This is a genomic window from Lentilactobacillus hilgardii DSM 20176 = ATCC 8290, from assembly GCF_000159315.1.
GTDB lineage: Bacteria > Bacillota > Bacilli > Lactobacillales > Lactobacillaceae > Lentilactobacillus > Lentilactobacillus hilgardii.
In genome coordinates this window covers 318,878-336,985 of record NZ_GG669994.1, presented here as the reverse complement: position 1 = coordinate 336,985, position 18,108 = coordinate 318,878, and the positions used below count along the sequence as shown (strand labels likewise).

The following is an 18,108-nucleotide window of genomic DNA, read 5'->3' as shown; positions in this document are numbered from 1 at the left end:
TTTTGTCATTTATTCAGATAAGATACTGGTTAATTTTTGCAGGAAATATTCCAGTTCGTCGTGCTTGCCGATTGTAATTCGGATATGCTGAGGATATCCCCAAGGCGTGCCATCCCTAATAATTACGCCTTGCGCCATCAGTTGCTGACTCATTTTCAATGCACTCGGGGCGCCTTCCGGCAACTTTGCAAAAACAAAGTTTGCTTCTGATTTGGCGACCTCAAGTCCGAGGAGTTCCAATGATTCTGTTAACCCTTCACGATCACCCTGGATCCGTTTCAGTACCCTTTTTGCCTGTCCCTGATCATACTTTAACGACACAATGGCGGCGGCAAGTGCAGCCCGACTGGAGTTAAAAGGCTCCGTAACCGTATCATAAGCAGCAATTGCCTGCTGGTCGGCCAAAAGATACCCTAACCGGATACCAGCCAACCCATAAAATTTAGAAAACGTTCTTAAAACAATCACACGTTTACGCCCAATAAATTGACGTAGATTCGGCAATTGATCGGGATTTGAAAACTCCGCATAAGCTTCATCAATAACGACCCAAACATGCTCAGGCAAGCCTGCAATAAAGGATTCCAACAGGGTCGGGTCCGTGACTGCCGAAGTCGGATTATTGGGGTTGCAAATCCAGATCAACTTGGTTTTCTCAGTTATCTGAGCTTTAAAGGCAGCCAGATTATACTGGAAGTCGTCGGTTAGCGGAATTTCAATGACCTTGGCTCCCATCAGCTTGGAAACCTCTCGATACAACCGGTACGACTGCTTTGTAATCAAGACTTCATCACCAGCGTTTAAAAACATCTTGGAAATGGTTTCAATAATGTTTCCGGCACCGCTGCCAAGACCAACATTATCCGGTTTTAAGTCAAATTGATCGGCAATGACCCGTTTGGTCTCGATAAAATCATCTTCCGGATACCGGTTGATATCTTCCACACTGCGCCGGATTGCCTGACGGGCATGATAATATGGCCCGTACGGGTTCTCATTGGATCCCAACTTAACCACTTTATCCAAATGATACCGACGGCGGACCTCATCTTCTGTTTTGCCCTGAATGTAAGGTGCCACTTGATTAACTTCCTTACGAAATGTTTCATCAAATTTTATCATGATTTCACCGTCCCAAATGTTATTTGCTCTTATCTTATAACAAATAAACAACTTCTAAAATCAAAGTGAATCGCTGATTTTAACGCAAAAAGGAGCTGGACAAAAGTCTTTTTGTCACACGCTCCTCATTAATCAAATGATTATTTTGTAATCTCAACGGTCGTCATCACAACGTCGTCTTCAGGTTTATCAGAAGCATTTCGTTTAACACCGCTGATTTCTTTGACAACATTCATACCGTCAATAACTTGTCCAAAAACAGTATGACGAAAGTCAAGCCATGGCGTACCGCCATTTTTATACGTGTCAATAATTTCATCCGGATAGCCGGCCTGCTTCATTTGACCAATCATCCCATCGTCAACGTGCTCGTTGGTTACAATAAAAAATTGACTACCGTTCGTATTGGGACCGGCATTTGCCATTGAAAGTGCACCGTTAATATTGAATAACTCCGGTGAAAATTCATCCTCAAAGGAACCGCCAAAGCTACTGTCCCCACCGGCACCAGTGCCTGTCGGGTCGCCACCCTGAATCATAAAATCAGGAATGACGCGGTGAAAAGTCACACCATCGTAGTAACCCTTTTCAGCTAATGCAACAAAATTTTCAACCGTCTTTGGAGCCTGCTCCGGAAACAATTGAATCTTAATGTCGCCATGGTTCGTCTTGATAGTTGCTTTGGGGCCCTGGGCATTCGCCAAGTCTAATTGAGGTAAAGTCATGTTTTTTCTCCTTACAAAGCGTCTTCTTTTTTCTACTTCAAAAAGCGTATCACAATCCTCGATGAAAGTCAGCCTATACGGTTCTTTTAACTCGAATTATTCAGGTTAAGTAAGGTACAATAGTGATGACGATTTTTGATTGTAGAAAACGGGGGAAATTATGGATTCATCTATCACACATTGGCGGCCGAATATCTACTTATTCCTGACCAGCCAATTTTTAACCGGTATTACAAGTATGATTGTTCAATATGCCATCATTTGGTATTTAACCAAGGAAACCGGTTCAGCAACTGTCCTGAGTTTTGCAACTATTCTGGGAATGCTGCCAATGGTTCTGCTGAGTCCTTTTGTTGGACCACTGATTGATCGTTGGAATAAAAAGGGACTTCTCATTGTGCCTGATATTGTTGCTGCTCTTTTCGCCATTATTCTGTCAATTTCAGGAACGTTTTTCAATGCGTTCCCGCTTTGGCTGATTTTTATTTCATTATTAATGCGGTCAATTGCCCAAACTTTTCAGATGCCAACCATTCAGGCTGTTATTCCAACCATGGCGCCCGAAAAGGAAATCACCCGGGTTAATGGTCAGTTAGGGATGGTTCAGTCCGCAAACATGATCATCGCACCTGCGCTGGGGGCAATGCTATTTGCAATTATCCCAATGAAATTCCTGATTTTGTTAGACGTTTTGGGAGCCGCTATCGGGATTGGCATTTTACTCTTTGTCAAAATACCTTCAAATGAAAGAATCGATGATGCGCTGCATGTTCTTCATAACACCAAACTTGGAGTTTCCCAACTCGTCAAGAACAAGGGACTGTGGTACATCACCGTTATTGGGGCGGCATTCACACTTTTTTATATGCCGTGTGCAAGCATGTACCCGTTAATGACCATGTCCTACTTCCAGGGTACTGTCGGGCAGGCAGGATTAATCGAAGCTATTTACTCGGCCGGCATGTTGGTTGGCGGTACAATCATTGGCATTTTCGGAAATTGGAAGAACCGGATGATACCCGTTATCGCCGCTTTCTTCATTATCGGAATCACTACCGGTTTTAGCGGTCTTTTGCCGGGAAACCAATATGGCTTTCTCTGGTTTGTCGTTTTAAATGCACTGGCCGGCCTTGCAACACCGTACTTCAATACCCTGCTAATGGCCATGATTCAACAAAGCTATCCACCACAACAACTTGGGCGGGTACTGGGTGTTTTGAACTCCCTTTTAAGCTTGACCGGTCCTTTGGGACTGATCTTCGCCGGTCCCTTGGCCGATGCCATCGGGGTTGAGATGCTATTTGTCATTGCAGGCATCAGCGCTATCGCGGCTGGAGTTGCCGCATGGATCATTCCGGTAGTCAGAAACTATGATTTGCAGTTACAGGCCCGCGTAAAAAAGCAAAAATTATAATCCCGCTTCTTTTAAAAGACGGCCAATATCCCTATAATAATGGTTGAAGGCTAATTTTATAAGGGGGGGATTGGATCATGGATTCAAACGCTAGTGTTAACAAAAAATTTGTCCCGGATATTTCTTCGGAACTCCGACAAGACATCGTTAAGAGCCCGGATGTCATCAAAAATGCATCTGGTATCCGATTATTTGGTAAGCGAATTAAAAGTATTATCTATACAATGGATGTTGCCGTTATTGCGAATAGTAATGCAGACGCGGTATTGGCTGTTTATCCCTGGACGCCCAACACAAAGATTCTAAGTGCCATTTCTACTGTTTCAAACGTACCGATTTTAGCCGGGATTGGCGGTGGCCTGACAAAGGGCCTGCGTTCGGCAACCATTGGCAGTTTTGCTGAAGAAAACGGTGCCCAGGCGGTTGTCTTAAATGCACCTGCCAAAACCGAAACAATTCTTAGTGTTGAGCACGTTGTTGATATTCCAATCATTTATACGGTTGTTAATGATTCGATTAACGTTAAGGAACGAATTGATGCCGGTGTAGACGCTTTTAACGTTGCCGGCGGTAAGAATACCGCAAAACTGGTGCGTTGGCTTCGTCGGGAAGTTGCCGATATTAATCCGCATTTTCCGATCATTGCATCAGGCGGCAAAACAAGCGAGCAGATTCAAGAAACGATTGATGCCGGCGCAAACGCCATTACTTTCACGGCATACGGCGTTACCGAATCAACGTTTCAAAAGAAAATGGAAATCTATCGTCAGGATCATCAATAGCCGGCATTCTCTTATCTACAAAAGGCACTCGAAATTGTTGTTTCGAGTGCCTTTTGTATCTCAGCCTTTTCCGCCAGTGCTATGATCGATGATAAGAAGATTATTGAGGCAGGTGACGATCATCACTAATTTAAGAGGAACGCCCATTCCAAATTTAATGTTAAAAATGGCACCGCCCGTCATGATTTCCCTGTTTGCCCAATCAATCTATAACGTCGTGGACAGTTACTTTGTCACAAAATATGCGCTTAAAGCCCTCACCGCACTTTCAATCATCTATCCGGTGCAACTGCTCATGATCGCCATTGCCACAGGAACCGGTACCGGCATTAATATTCTAATCGCCCACTTGGATGGCAGTCAGGCGGTCCACCGGCAGGAAACCGTTGTTAAAAGTGGTTTGTTTCTTGGGCTTTTAAACTATTTTGCTTTTGCTTGCATTGGCTTGTTATTAATCAAGCCTTATTATCAATTATCCAGTTCCAGCACCACGGTTCAAAGCCTAGGTAGAACTTACGCGTTTATTATTTTAATTGGATCTGTCAGTCTCTTTATCGAGGCAGTCGTCACCAAAATGTTGCAGGCAAAGGGCCAAATGAGGTGGCCGATGATCGCTCAAATTTGTGGCAATCTCATTAACATCCTACTGAATCCGTTACTGATTTTCGGCCGCTTGGGATTCCCAAAGCTTGGCATTGCTGGATCGGCGCTGGCAACAATTACCGGCCAACTGGCAGCACTATTGATTGTGACAAGTCACCTTCATCATTATTATGTTTTGAACGGACAAATCAGCCGCAAAGTGTGCGTCGCTATTTACCATCAGGGTAGTGCTTCAATCCTGCTTCAATCCCTTTATACGGTCTATATTGTCGGCTTGAATTTGATTTTGAAACAGTTTACCGGGTTAGCCATCAATGTTCTGGGAATTTATTACAAGCTTCAAGCTTTTTTCTTTATTCCGCTTGAAGGCCTCCAGCAGGCTATCTTATCCATCATCAGTTTTAGCTTTGGTACCAAGCAATTGATTAGAATCAAAGAAACGGTTCGACTGGCTTTACTGATTGCTTGTTCCGTCACGATAATTGGTGCACTCGCTTTCATCTGCTTTCCCCGACAATTACTTGGCATCTATTCATCAGATCTTGAATTGCGTCAAATTGGCGTTCACGCTTTTCGAGTGATCGGCAGCAGTTTTATCCCTGCAGGCATCTCGATGATGCTGGTTATTTATTTTCAGGCAACAAATCAACTTCAAAAAAGTATCTGGGTGAGCCTGACCAGAGAATTGTTTTTGCTGGTTCCCATTGCCTGGCTGCTTCAATTCTGGGGATTGGCCTACTTTTGGTACACCTTCCCAATTACGGAAATACTCACAACAATTCTTGCAGGGCTACTTTACTTAAAAAAGAATCGTCGACTATATATAGTTGATCGCCGATTTAAAAAGCGGTAACACGTTCACTGAAAACACAAAATGGGCTAAGAAACAAGCTGTCGCCAGCAACCATTCCTTAGCCTTTTTTATGATCGTTTTAATTATTGATAAATTTTTCTAAGCGTTGCTAAATCTTCTTTAGAAAAACTGGTTCTGCCCTGATCAACCGGGAACATAATCGAACTGCGCTTCATGCTGTGATCAAGTCCCAAAACATGACCGATTTCATGCATTGTCACTGAAAGCTGCATACTGGACTGCGGATACTCAGCGTTCAAACCGGCTTTTCCACGATTCAAGTCATAGTTGTGACTGCCAACCCAAGGATAGATTTTCGGACCACCAAGGCCAAGTTCAACAGCACCGGATCCGGTTTCAACCCGTTTATGATAAACGTAAAACGTGATCTCATTTGATTGAGATTTTGTCTGACCGCTTAGCGGCATTAATTTCACGATACCGGTCTCATTGTACTTGTCAACTGCCTGCAAGAAGACCTTCTTTGCCTGCTCAGGAACGCCTGAAGCAAAGTGGTAATAATACTTGTTGGATAACTTACGCCCCTGAACAATACTTTCAATCGGCGTTCCACCTGAATTAGTTTGTGTCGTCCCAGCATTTTTTACGTGGGTCGCCGTTTTATCAATTTCAGTCTTTAACATTGCCGGTAAATCAACTGCGTTATTGATCCGTTTACCAATGGACTTCACGGAATCCGGTTGAATAAAAATATTCAGTGTCAGGAGGACGACCACGACTGCCACTAATCGATTAATCCACTTCATTTGAAGGTCCTCCCTGCTTGTTTAAAAACACAATTGACGAGGATAATGCACCCTGCTTAGTCGTTTGGGTCCTGGATTCACGCTTGGATAAAATCGGTGTTTTCTTAACGATTGTTTGAGAAATTTGTGATTCTTGATACTGGTTTTGAATCCATGAAATCGGAAAGACAATCAGGATATTTAAAACAAAGAAGATGATTAAATACTGTGTCATGCCACCGATAGCAGAACCCAGCAATGAATTTCCCAAATGGAAGCCGGGAACTTTCGCAATCCCGTTCAAGTGGCTGCCCAACATGATATAAACAGCATGTGTCAGTGCAAACAGAAGGACGAAAGCAACAATGTCCGACACATAAAGCCATTGGATACCGGGCGCAAAGCCAATTTTTTTAGCAATATTAATCGTGATATTAGCGGTTGGCTGAAAATAGTAAATCGACACCATAAACGATAGAATCAACGATACAATCCGAACTGACTGATTGATGAACCCGGCCCGATAACCACTGATCAGGCCGCCAATCAATAAAACGATAATTATCAGATCTAGAATCAATTTGAACTCCCTTTTCATGCTTAACACAAGACAATCAACACCTTATGATATTGATTACTAAAACCATTTCTAGATTTTACCACATAAACCTTAATTTCGGTAATCCAGGTTAGTCAAGGTTAAGAGAATGTAAGTAAGGTTAAGAAAAGGCGAAGAAATTGTTGAGAAATGATTAAATTAAACTACCCTGCTTAACCGGTTAAAAGCACCATGCACGATTAATTAAAAATGTCATAAGCACGCAAAAAATCCCCTCACTTCACTGTGAAGGGATTTTTAAATTTAATGATGATGGATTTAATTGAGGTAGCTTTCAAGGAAAATTTATTTAACAGCCTCACTCACCGCATCATTCACAGCTTGTCTTTCATCCTTAATTAATTTAACGCGGGTTTCAATCACTTTGATATCCATTTGGATTTCTCGAGTCAATCCTGGCGTTTGAATCTTAGGTTCAAAGAACGCTTTGAACTCTGCTAAACGTGTTGGCGTCTTAAAGATACTTGCGATCACAGTAATGTAGGTTGAAAATTCCATATCACCGCCAACGGTATCTTCCAGCCATTGCCAATCGTTTCGAATCCAGTCCCAAGCAGCTTGTTGACCGTCTTCATTTGCCAAAACGCCACGGAACCAGGCCCGCAAATCTTGAGGCTTAATCGTGTTTGCGTCCTCAAAGGATTCGACTAATTTCATAATCAATGCCGGATCAGTCGTGCTGGTTAAAGCAGAGCAGATATCCGATTTATAACTGGCATCGGAAGTTTGCCGATAAGCCGTTAATAACTTTTTAAAGAGCGCCTCACTACCAAAGTTTTTTACTTCGTTTCTCAAAACAAAGACCCGAATAGCGGCTGATAATGTTTCAAGTTTGTCGCTGTTGGCACTAAACAACTCATGAGCCGAAGCAATCGCCTTTTCGTTTTCGGCATACAAAGCGGCATTTAAGACAATTGGTCGTGTTAATTGATCATCATTTGATTCACCGGCTTTGCCTGTCCATCCCAAACGTGCAACCTGCGTACTGCTTAATTGATCAAAGAGTGCCTGCAACTGCTTCTTCTCTTTGGATTCTGCCAAGACAAATTTTTTCAAATCATTGGCAATTCGATACAAACCAGCATTCACAATGGTGGCGTGACTGTCCGCAAATTTTGATAATAATGGCACAAGAGCAGCGTATGATAGTTGATGACCTTCAGCCAGATAACGGAGATCCTGTAAAAGTTGTAATTGGGAAATGGCATCCAAGGAAGTGGCATCAGCCAAAATGTCGTCTAACAATGTCTTGTCGTACTTTACAATAAAGTGTGAGTTGTTGCCGACGTTCAAACGGAACGGTTTGCCGTTAGCCTTACGCAGGTCATTGTAGTTACCAAGGTTGACCTGCTGTTGATCCATAATTTCAGGAGCAGCATCGTAATTACCGTTAAGCGGAATCTGCCACTGACGACCGGCTTCTTTGCCTTCCCCTATGAAAAATTGTTGTTGTGACAGCGTTAAGTTCCCGTCAATCACTGATGCCGAAACAACCGGATAACCCGGTTGATCCAACCAGGAGTTCATGATTGCGCCAACATCGAGGTTTGATGCTTCGCCCAACGCAGCCCACAAATCAGCGCCGGTAGCGTTACCGTAATGGTGAGCCTCAAAGTATTTCTTTAAGCCGGCACGCAAAGCATCGTCACCAAGCAGGGCACGCACCATAACCAGCATTCTGGCTCCTTTGGCATAAACAATTGCGGCGTCAAATAATGCGTCAATTTCTGCCGGATTATTAACCGGAACGTGTACGGATTGAACGCCATCCGTGGCGTCACGTTGTAATGCAGCCGGAACATCGGAAGTCTGGAAAGTCTCCCAAATGTGCCAATCCGGTTCAATGGCATCAATGGCAACGTATTCCATCATGTTGGCAAAACTTTCATTCAACCATAAGTCATCCCACCACTTCATCGTGACAAGATCACCAAACCATTGATGAGCTAATTCATGGGCAATAACCGTCGCAACGAGTTGTTTCATATCAAGTGCGGTATTATCCGGATCGAGAAGCAAATAGGCTTCACGGTAGGTGACAAGCCCCCAGTTTTCCATCGCACCGGCTGAAAAGTCGGGCAATGCCAATTGCCAGGAATGTGGAAGCGGATACGGTGTTTGATAGAAATCTTCATAAAATTCAATTGATCGTTTGGCAATATCAAGTGCAAAGTCAAGTTCATTGGCCTTGTGGGCCTTGGTTGCGAAAACGCCAACTTTAACACCACTTTTGGTCGTCGTCATCTTGCTTTGTAACTCACCGAAAGCAAAGGCGATGAGATAAGTTGACATCCGAACGGTGGTGTCAAAATAATGAACCCCATTTTCAACTTTTTTCTCCGGCATGTTGCTTAAAATGGTTTCTCCGGCATGTTCATCGAACTTAATAGCCAAATCAAAGGTTGCTTTGGCTTCCGGCTCATCAACACACGGAAATGCCTGACGGGCGAAGTTGGTTTCAAATTGCGTACCAATAATTTGTTTCTTTACACCATCAACTTCGTAATAGGATGGATAAATCCCCATCATGCTATCAGTGAGAGGTGCTGTATAAGTCACTGTCAGTGTTGTCTCTCCGGCTTGGGGCAAGTCAATGCGAATGGCATCATTGTCCCTATCAATCGTAAATGATACATCCTGGTTATCTGCCTGAACGGTATCAACCGCTAAATCTTTTTGGTGAATTGAAATTGTTGATTCTTTAGCATTCCCCGAGATAGTTGTCTTACCGGTAATCTTTTTGTTTTCCCGATTAATATCCAGGTAAATGTTGTAATGTGTTGGTTGGAATGTCTCATAAAAGCGTTTTAATTCAGTCATGTTGTCCTCCCTGGTTTGTTAGATTACATCTATTATACGACTTTGGGGAAGACGTTGTCTGCTTGTGGAATCATTTATCCAAATAGCGGTGAAATGCTTTCACTGGATGATATAAGCTTCTATTGCAAAAAAGATCTCGGGGAATTCTCAACTGAATTTCTTTCCCCAAAATCTCCCCCATTTTTCTAAAAACAAAAAATGGTACCACAAACGGTACCACATTTTTACTAAGTTATTTAATTTTGAGTGGGATTTCTAAGTGAACCGAAGCGCTAATAATTAAGCCCTAACACTTATATGAACCCATAGAGCATCACCAAAAAGTGTGTTCCTTATTCCCTATTCCCACTCAATTGTCGAAGGCGGCTTGCTCGTAACATCATACACGATACGATTAACCCCATCGACTTCGTTTACAATTCTAGTCGAAATTTTTTGTAAGATTTCCCATGGCAAACGGGCAAAGTCAGCGGTCATACCGTCAACTGAATTCACAGCCCGGATGGCAACGGTGTAGTCGTATGTTCGACCATCACCCATGACACCAACACTCTTGAAGCCGGGTAAAACGGTAAAGTATTGCCATACCTTACGTTGCAGACCAGCTTTAGCAATTTCATCCCGTAAAATGAAGTCGCTATCACGGACAATCCGCAATTTATCAGGTGTCACTTCACCCAGCACACGAATGCCAAGGCCTGGTCCTGGGAACGGCTGACGCCAAACCAATGACTCCGGCATTCCCAGCTTTTCACCGATTTCTCGGGCCTCATCTTTAAATAATTTGTTCAAAGGTTCAATCAGCTTAAACTTCATGTCCTTTGGCAAACCACCAACGTTATGGTGGGATTTAATTGTTTGCGCAGTGTCAGTTCCACTTTCAACAACGTCTGTATATAACGTTCCCTGAGCCAGGAAGTCGATACCATCCAGCTTACGGGCCTCATCATTAAAGACTTGGATAAACTCATTTCCGATAATTTTCCGTTTCTTTTCGGGATCCGTGACCCCTTCCAATTTAGATAAGAAACGTTCCTGAGCATCAACTTTAATAATGTTAAGACCAAATTTACCAACAAGGCTATCCATTACTTGTTGAGCTTCGTTCTTTCGTAACAGGCCGTGGTCAACGAAGATACTCGTTAATTGAGAGCCAATTGCTTTGTGCAAAAGGACACCCACAACGGAAGAATCAACGCCACCTGAAAGGCCAAGAAGAACCTTCTTATCGCCAACAGTTTCACGAATATGCTGAATCTGAAGGTCAATAAAGTCGTTCATTGTCCAGTTGGCCTTCGCATGGCAAACGTTAAAGGCAAAGTTCTTCAGAATTTCGTTACCAAACTGGGTATTGCGTACCTCGGCGTGGAATTGGATTCCGTAAAAGTTTCGGTTAACATCCTGCATTGCTGAAATTGGGCAATCTTCACTGGTTGCAACATTTTCAAATCCAGAAGGAACATCGGTTACCAAATCACCGTGACTCATCCATACGGTTTGCTTACGAGGTGTGTTTTCAAACAATACTGCGTCGTTTGAAGTCACTTCAATATCAGCATGACCATATTCTGAATTATCGGCTTTTTCAACCTTTCCGTCGAGGGTAAAGGCCATCAGCTGCATTCCATAGCAAATTCCCAAAATTGGAATTCCCAACTTGAATACATCAGGGTCAACCCGTAAAGCGCCCTCTTCATAAACACTATTTGGACCACCAGAGAAAATAATTCCCTTGGGGTTCATTTGCTTGATCTCATTTGCGGACAATTTATGTGACTTAAGTTCGGAATATACGCCTAAATCACGAATTCTACGAGTAATCAATTGGTTGTATTGACTACCGAAATCCAGCACTAAAATCTTATCGAAGCTTGATAAGTCCACGTTTGCCAAATCATACACCCTTTCAAAGTTGCTACATAAATAATAAACGATTTTACTATGATTGGTCAACATTGTTTGGAAAAAAATAAAAATTCAGTATTTTCTTAAATACAAACGATCAATAATATGATTATCTGTCTTGTGCATAATCATATCAGCTCTTGACCTGGTCGGGAGAATATTTGCTTTCAGGTTGGGTAAATCAATCGTTTTCCAAACGTCTTTTGCCATCTCAAAGGCCTCATCACGATCACCGATTGCATATTTGTAGTAATAGTTATGTGGATCCTGAAATGCCGTATCCATCAACCTGCCAAAACGTTCCAAGTACCATTTTTCAATTAATGATTCCTCGGCATCCATATAAATTGAGAAGTCGGTAAAATCACTAACATAAATCTGTTCATTGCTTGGCAGTTGTAGTGTATTAATCCCTTCTACAATCAAGACATCAGGACGGTCAATGATATCAAACCGGTTGGGAATAATATCATAACTTTGATGTGAGTATACCGGAGATTGAATCACGGGGACGCCGGACTTGACAGCATTTAAAAACCGAATCAGTTTCGCCATGTCATAACTTTCCGGAAATCCTTTCCGATCCAAAATCCCCCGTTTTTTTAATTCGGCATTGGAATAAAGAAAACCATCAGTCGTAATCAATTTAATGTTTTCACCGGTAAAATAGTTTGTCAACAGTTCCTCCAAAACCCGTGCAGTCGTTGATTTGCCAACCGCTACACTTCCGGAAATACCGATAATAAACGGCACCGATCGCACCCGCTTGTGCAAAAACCGTGCCTTGATGGTCTGCCATTGATCAAAATTATCTTTCTGCAATCGAATCATATGAACCAACGGTTTAAAAATGTCCGACACATCCTGAATCGAAATCTGATCGTTAAACGCCTTGATATGCCGCAAACCACTTTGTGTTAACGGCAAGTCAATTTCGTTATAGAAATGTTTCCACTGCTCTTTGGTAAACGAATAATAATTGATTAAATCATCCATAAGTTGTTATCTCCGCCCGTCAAGAATACCAATAAATTATAACATCTAACCGTTAGAAAAGCGCCTCTTATTCTAAAGACCGGCTTCTCAAAACAAAAGCTGTGACAAGTTATTTACTGACCACAGCTTTTGTTACTTTAAATGAATTGATATTCCTTTTCAGGAACGGTTTTAAAAATTGGTGATAATTCTTTGGTAGCCACAATCGTCAAACGATGCATTGCACGCGTACAAATTGTGTAAACCAATTGACGGTCACGTTCATCAGGGTAGCAGGCTTTTGACGCATCCCACATGATGACACTATCAAATTCAAGCCCCTTGGCTAAATAAGACGGCACAATAATAATCCCCTTGACCAACCGTTGATTCTCTGTTCGAATTAAAGTCGACTTCACACCGACTTCGGCCAATTTAGTGGCCAACTGCTTACATTCTTTAAGTGTTTTTCCGATAATCGCAGTTGTCTCATGTTCGGAGAGGTTTTCTTCGGCTTGATTTTTGACTTGTTCTACAGCAGCATCCATCCCGGGGGCAACATAAATCTGTGGTAATTCGCCCTGTCGATTAAATGGAATAATCTCTTCGCCATTTGTCAAAATATGTTTGGTAAAGTTTGTAATTTGTTCCGTTGAACGATAAGACTTGGTCAATTGGACGACCCGTGTTTTCTCGGCTGGGAACATGCTGGATAACTCACCTAACAGTTTTCGACTATTTTCGTGGGTAAAAATTGCCTGATTCAAATCACCAAGCAACGTAAATTTGGCGCGTGGAAAACTGAATTTAAGAAATGCCAACTGAAAAGCGGAATAATCCTGAACTTCGTCAATAAACAGATAGCGAATATCCTTATCGCCACGTTTCCCGGTCATCAAATCATACAAATAAATGTACGCGGTCGCATCGGCCAATGACAGACGGCCTTCCTTAAGACGTCCAACCGTTGCATTGATATCCTGCTTCCAAGTTTCAGGATCAATCCCATGCTGCGCAAGATCCAGTATCTGCGGAACGTTTCTCAGCATATGGACGAATTGGTTGTTAATACTCAAAAAGTGACTGCGAACGATTTGCCGTTGAACGCGTCTAAATGCTTTAATCACGATTCGACGCGCCAAAAAGTTAAATTCTTTATCAGAATTTAAAATTTCTTCTTCACCCTCCTTATGCATTTGCATAATTTCTTCACGGGAAAGGTTTTGAACGGCTTCTTCAACCCACTTCTTTTTCATTTCAACATGAACTCGTCGATTTAAGATTTTTAAGAGCTGGTCCTTGGTTGCCGACAAACGATTTCTTAGATTATAGTTTTCATTAAAGCCGTAGTAGATTTCCTGAATTTTTTCCTTTGGAATCAACACTTTGCCGTCAAACATCAAATTACGAAAACGCATATCTTCCGTATTTAAATGATTGGCGTAGGCACTCACGGCTTTAAAGTAATCCAAGCCGCCTTTAAAATCATTAAGCTGTTGTTTTTTTTCCTCAAGTTGATCATCGAATCGCTGTGAAAGCGTTTCAACCTTAACACTTGGCAATCGATGGGAACTATACTGATAAAAAGTCATCTGAACCATATTTTGCTCACCAAGTTCGGGCAACACTTGATTAATATAATCATTAAACAACTGATTAGGTGAGAACAAAATAATCTGGCCGGAATTCAAATTACCTCTGTATTGGTACAACAAATAGGCAACCCGTTGTAAAACAGCCGCCGTTTTACCAGACCCTGCTGCTCCTTGAACAAACAGCAATTCGGAATTGGTATCGCGAATAATCTGGTTTTGTTCCTTTTGAATTGTTGTCACAATGCTCTTCATCTTGGTATCAGAATGACTGCCAAGTGCATCTAAAAGCATTTGGTCGCCAACAACTTCTTCAGTATCAAAAACGGTTTTTATCTTAGAATTTTCAATTTGAAATTGACGTTTTAATTTAACATCAACAGTCTGCTCGCCATCCGGCGTCTGATAAGTGACATTTCCAATACCACCATTATAATAAATGCTGGAAATAGGAGCCCGCCAATCATAAATCAGGTAGTGATCCGGCTTATCTGTATATGAGGCCATTCCAATATAAATTGTTTCATCGTGGTCTTCGGTTCCTTCACGAAAATCGATTCGCGCAAAATAAGGATTTTTCTCAAGTTTATTCAAAGTTCCTAATTCACGGGCAGCGTATTCTTGCCGGTTCTCCCGTTCAGACAACATTTGCTGTTGCTGTCGGATCGACATGGCAGTTTCCATCATGCCACTATAAGTAGACGTCTTGAGGTGGACATCATTATTGAAGTTAGCGTAAATGTCCTTAACATCTTTCTTAGTGGACTTGATTTTCTTTTCGAGATCGCTTTCTGATATCTTGATCTTTTTGATGACGCTGTTGAGGTGGCGTTGTTCTTGTGTTTTAATATTATCTGCCATTTTGAACCCCCTACAATTATTAGCTTAATAGTTTATCATGTTTCACTGTTCCAGTCCAGTACGTGCATGTGGTCAAGACCAATAATCCGAATGATTTTTGTGCAGCTGTTTTAAAAAAATCAAAATAAAAGATTTACAAATACTACCAAAAGGGAACTTTTAACATTTCACCTCAACAAAATTAATCCATTCTAAAAATTGGTCTATCTTCCAAATCCCCAATGAACTATGCTACAATTATTGTAATTCAAGTAAATGTATATGGAGGTTTCTTATGTCAATTTCACTATATTTTGTACGCCATGGTCAAACGTATTTAAATAAGTACCATCGTATCCAAGGCTTTATTGATTCATCCCTTACCGAGAAGGGGGTCAACGATGCGCTTGATGCTGGAAAGCGTCTTAGTCCCATTCATTTTGACGCTGCTTACAGTAGTGACCTGCCACGAGCAATTGAAACTGGCCGCTTAATCCTGTCACAAAATTCATCAGACATTAAAACCACTACACCACTTGCAGGCTTTCGTGAACTAAACTTCGGTTATTGGGAAGGTGAAGATGATGTCAAAACATGGCATATCATTGGCGGTCCCCATGGTCTGAATTCATTTCATGACATGATTGCCGAATATGGTATCGATAAGGCCGAGGACACAATTGCGGCTGCTGACCCTTACAAAGATGCCGAAACCAGTCAAGCGTTCTGGAACCGGCTTCAACCCGCAATTGACCAGGCCGTTAAAAATGCAAAAGATGGCGATAACATTCTAGTTGCAACCCACGGAACCTTAATTCGTAACGTTGTGAGTCACTTCAGCGATATTCCGGTTAACGTTTCAACTAAAAACGGCAGCGTCACGAAAGTAATTTGGGATGGAACCAACTATACCGTTGATTATTTTAATAATGTTAGCAAAAATGTTTAGGCAATCATCGATTCTTTAATCCTGGAATCATATTGATTAGTTAGTAAGTAAAAAGGAAGTTTGGACGACGGTGTCCAAACTTCCTTTTATGTCGATTAACGACTTAATCCTTCAACAGAGAATGCTTTCGGGCACGCTCTTTATACATCGGAATTTCATCTTCACTAGCTCGTACCCAATGATTTGGTACAATTTCAACCAATTGACGTGGCTTTCCGTCAAACTCTTTACTTGGATCATAAGGAATTTGTTGGCGGGCACGCTCATACTCAGGATCGGGAACCGGGACGGCCGACAACAAACTAGCCGTATAATCATGTAATGGATGTGCATAAATTTCATCTGAAGATGCAATTTCCAACATCCGACCGTAATGCATAACGCCGATTCGATCACTGATATACTTAACCATTGAAAGGTCATGGGCAATAAACAAATAAGTTAAATCCCGTTCACGTTGAAGTTTCTTTAACAGGTTAACGACCTGTGCCTGAATTGAAACGTCCAAAGCCGAGATAGGTTCATCGGCAATGATAAATTCCGGCTGAACCGCCAATGCCCGGGCAATCCCGATACGCTGACGCTGACCGCCTGAAAACTCATGGGGATAACGGCTGGAGTGGTCTCTGTTTAACCCAACTGTTTCCAATAAATCCTCAACCTGTTTGGTCCGATCGGCATCATTCTTAGCTAAATGATTGATGTCAATCCCCTCTGCAACGATATCTTTAACTTTCATTCGTGGATTAAGTGATGCATACGGATCCTGAAAAATCATCTGCATGTCACGTCGGAACGTCTTCTTTTGTGCCTTAGACTGCAATTTGGAAACATCCTCACCCTTGAAAAGGATTTTCCCAGAAGTCGGTTCATACAAATGAATAATCGCACGACCGGTTGTTGTTTTACCAGAGCCGGATTCACCAACCAGTCCAAACGTTTCACCTTGGTACACATCAAATGTAATATCATCAACCGCACGAACTTCATCGGCTTTACCAACGTTAAAGTATTGTTTTAAATGTTCAACTTGTAATACTTTTTTTGCTTTCGAATAGTCGATCACAGTTGCTCCTCCTGTTCTTCAACGTGTTTACCACGATTAGTATCGATCGCCTCATGAGTCAATTTAGCAAAATGCTTTTGACGCTCAATAATTTGATCAGGTGGTGTCACTTTAGGTGCCCGTGGATCCAGCAACCATGTCGCAGCATAGTGAGTATCCGACACCTTAAAGAATGGTGGCTCCTGCTCTGTATCAATCTTTAAAGCATACTTATTCCTAGCAGCAAATGCATCGCCCTTTGGTGGGTTCAGTAAATCTGGCGGAGTTCCTGGAATTGAAGGCAATTCTGTTCCAGACGTATCCATCGTCGGCATTGAATTTAACAATCCCCAAGTATATGGGTGCTTAGGATTATAGAAAATTTCATCTACAGTCCCATATTCCACAATTTTGCCAGCGTACATAACGGCAACTCGATCAGCCATGCCGGCAACAACTCCCAAATCATGAGTAATAAAAATAATTGAGGTATTTGTTTTCGCTTGTAATTCCTTCATTAAATCAAGAATCTGAGCCTGAATCGTTACATCCAAAGCTGTTGTCGGCTCATCAGCAATCAGAATTTCAGGGTAATTAACGAGCGCAATCGCAATCACGATCCGTTGGCGCATTCCGCCTGAAAATTGATGCGGATAATCATTAATCCGTTTCTCGGCATTCTCGATACCAACCAATTTCATCATTTCAAGGGCTTGAGCGTAGGCCTTTTCCCGTTTCATCCCTTTATGAATAATCAGTGGTTCTGCAATTTGCTTACCAATCTTCATTGTTGGATCCAAAGAAGTCATGGGATCTTGGAAGATTTCGGCAATATCACGGCCACGAATCTGATCCATTTGTTTCCGTGTTTTCTTCAACAAATCTTGATTTTTAAACATAATCGTTCCATCGGCAATTTCAGCATTTGGAGCATTTAAGCCCATGATACTACGAGTTGTAACGGATTTACCGGATCCTGATTCTCCAACAATCGCTAAGGTTTCCCCCTTGCGAAGGTCAAAATTAACATTCCGAATTGCTTGAACCTTACCAGCATAAGTTTTGAAGTTGATTTTGAGATTTCTTACCTCAAGAACATTTTTTTCGTTTTCCATCTC

General features: G+C 41.9%; 14 protein-coding genes. 4 read left to right on the top strand and 10 right to left on the bottom strand.

Going from position 1 to position 18,108, the window contains the following annotated elements:
- Positions 1–9: 9 nt before the first annotated feature.
- Entirely contained in the window at positions 10–1,122 is a 1,113-nt protein-coding gene (hisC, locus tag HMPREF0519_RS08800) for a histidinol-phosphate transaminase (RefSeq protein ID WP_003635563.1), read from the bottom strand.
- Positions 1,123–1,262: 140 nt separating this feature from the next.
- Complete coding sequence (locus tag HMPREF0519_RS08795; protein WP_003559362.1) at positions 1,263–1,847, bottom strand: peptidylprolyl isomerase; 585 nt, start codon at positions 1,845–1,847, stop codon at positions 1,263–1,265.
- Between the two features lie 160 nt (positions 1,848–2,007).
- Here HMPREF0519_RS08795 and HMPREF0519_RS08790 point away from each other — a divergent pair, with 160 nt between their 5' ends.
- The 3 genes from HMPREF0519_RS08790 to HMPREF0519_RS08780 all read left to right on the top strand — a co-directional run bounded on the left by HMPREF0519_RS08790 (position 2,008) and on the right by HMPREF0519_RS08780 (position 5,499).
- Positions 2,008–3,261 carry an MFS transporter gene (locus HMPREF0519_RS08790; RefSeq protein ID WP_003635559.1) on the top strand — a complete coding sequence of 418 codons (1,254 nt, stop codon included), beginning with the start codon at positions 2,008–2,010 and terminating at the stop codon, positions 3,259–3,261.
- Positions 3,262–3,338: 77 nt separating this feature from the next.
- Entirely contained in the window at positions 3,339–4,043 is a 705-nt protein-coding gene (locus HMPREF0519_RS08785) for a beta/alpha barrel domain-containing protein (protein WP_003559358.1), read from the top strand.
- A gap of 88 nt (positions 4,044–4,131) precedes the next feature.
- Positions 4,132–5,499: an MATE family efflux transporter gene (locus tag HMPREF0519_RS08780; RefSeq protein WP_233419329.1), complete on the top strand. Its 1,368-nt coding sequence runs from the start codon at positions 4,132–4,134 to the stop codon at positions 5,497–5,499.
- Between the two features lie 83 nt (positions 5,500–5,582).
- On the opposite strand, the gene HMPREF0519_RS08775 is transcribed toward HMPREF0519_RS08780, so the two are convergent.
- From HMPREF0519_RS08775 to helD, 6 genes are all read right to left on the bottom strand, one after another.
- The gene (locus HMPREF0519_RS08775; protein ID WP_003635551.1) at positions 5,583–6,266 is read right to left on the bottom strand and encodes a matrixin family metalloprotease; all 684 of its coding nucleotides are present in this window, start codon (positions 6,264–6,266) and stop codon (positions 5,583–5,585) included.
- Positions 6,253–6,825 carry a CvpA family protein gene (locus HMPREF0519_RS08770; RefSeq protein WP_225428980.1) on the bottom strand — a complete coding sequence of 191 codons (573 nt, stop codon included), beginning with the start codon at positions 6,823–6,825 and terminating at the stop codon, positions 6,253–6,255. Before HMPREF0519_RS08770 ends, HMPREF0519_RS08775 begins: the two co-directional genes overlap by 14 nt.
- 324 nt (positions 6,826–7,149) lie before the next feature.
- The gene (locus HMPREF0519_RS08765) at positions 7,150–9,684 is read right to left on the bottom strand and encodes a M1 family metallopeptidase (RefSeq protein WP_003635548.1); all 2,535 of its coding nucleotides are present in this window, start codon (positions 9,682–9,684) and stop codon (positions 7,150–7,152) included.
- A gap of 339 nt (positions 9,685–10,023) precedes the next feature.
- Positions 10,024–11,577 carry a glutamine-hydrolyzing GMP synthase gene (gene guaA / locus HMPREF0519_RS08760; protein WP_035462592.1) on the bottom strand — a complete coding sequence of 518 codons (1,554 nt, stop codon included), beginning with the start codon at positions 11,575–11,577 and terminating at the stop codon, positions 10,024–10,026.
- A gap of 84 nt (positions 11,578–11,661) precedes the next feature.
- Positions 11,662–12,585 (bottom strand): type I pantothenate kinase, encoded by a 924-nt coding sequence (gene coaA / locus HMPREF0519_RS08755; RefSeq protein WP_003559345.1) that lies wholly within the window; start codon positions 12,583–12,585, stop codon positions 11,662–11,664.
- 137 nt (positions 12,586–12,722) lie between these two features.
- A complete protein-coding gene (gene helD / locus HMPREF0519_RS08750) occupies positions 12,723–15,017 on the bottom strand; it encodes an RNA polymerase recycling motor HelD (protein ID WP_003635545.1) in 2,295 nt (764 codons plus the stop codon).
- 274 nt (positions 15,018–15,291) lie between these two features.
- Here helD and HMPREF0519_RS08745 point away from each other — a divergent pair, with 274 nt between their 5' ends.
- The gene (locus tag HMPREF0519_RS08745; protein WP_003635543.1) at positions 15,292–15,945 is read left to right on the top strand and encodes a histidine phosphatase family protein; all 654 of its coding nucleotides are present in this window, start codon (positions 15,292–15,294) and stop codon (positions 15,943–15,945) included.
- 103 nt (positions 15,946–16,048) lie between these two features.
- Here the strand turns inward: HMPREF0519_RS08745 and HMPREF0519_RS08740 are convergent, their stop codons facing one another.
- Positions 16,049–17,011, bottom strand: coding sequence for an ABC transporter ATP-binding protein (locus tag HMPREF0519_RS08740; RefSeq protein WP_003559340.1), 963 nt, complete (start codon positions 17,009–17,011; stop codon positions 16,049–16,051).
- On the bottom strand, positions 17,008–18,105 hold the full coding sequence (locus HMPREF0519_RS08735; protein WP_035462589.1) for an ABC transporter ATP-binding protein: 1,098 nt from the start codon (positions 18,103–18,105) through the stop codon (positions 17,008–17,010). The genes HMPREF0519_RS08740 and HMPREF0519_RS08735 overlap by 4 nt, the downstream gene beginning before the upstream one ends.
- Positions 18,106–18,108: the final 3 nt, after the last annotated feature.

Bases quoted from the DNA above. Each gene is read 5' to 3' on its own strand.
- HMPREF0519_RS08785 (WP_003559358.1), top strand. From the start codon at position 3,339: ATGGATTCAAACGCTAGTGTTAACAAAAAATTTGTCCCGGATATTTCT.
- HMPREF0519_RS08765 (WP_003635548.1), bottom strand. From the start codon at position 9,684: ATGACTGAATTAAAACGCTTTTATGAGACATTCCAACCAACACATTAC.
- HMPREF0519_RS08790 (WP_003635559.1), top strand. From the start codon at position 2,008: ATGGATTCATCTATCACACATTGGCGGCCGAATATCTACTTATTCCTG.
- HMPREF0519_RS08780 (WP_233419329.1), top strand. From the start codon at position 4,132: ATGATAAGAAGATTATTGAGGCAGGTGACGATCATCACTAATTTAAGA.
- HMPREF0519_RS08735 (WP_035462589.1), bottom strand. From the start codon at position 18,105: ATGGAAAACGAAAAAAATGTTCTTGAGGTAAGAAATCTCAAAATCAAC.
- HMPREF0519_RS08745 (WP_003635543.1), top strand. From the start codon at position 15,292: ATGTCAATTTCACTATATTTTGTACGCCATGGTCAAACGTATTTAAAT.
- hisC (WP_003635563.1), bottom strand. From the start codon at position 1,122: ATGATAAAATTTGATGAAACATTTCGTAAGGAAGTTAATCAAGTGGCA.
- HMPREF0519_RS08775 (WP_003635551.1), bottom strand. From the start codon at position 6,266: ATGAAGTGGATTAATCGATTAGTGGCAGTCGTGGTCGTCCTCCTGACA.
- coaA (WP_003559345.1), bottom strand. From the start codon at position 12,585: ATGGATGATTTAATCAATTATTATTCGTTTACCAAAGAGCAGTGGAAA.
- HMPREF0519_RS08795 (WP_003559362.1), bottom strand. From the start codon at position 1,847: ATGACTTTACCTCAATTAGACTTGGCGAATGCCCAGGGCCCCAAAGCA.
- helD (WP_003635545.1), bottom strand. From the start codon at position 15,017: ATGGCAGATAATATTAAAACACAAGAACAACGCCACCTCAACAGCGTC.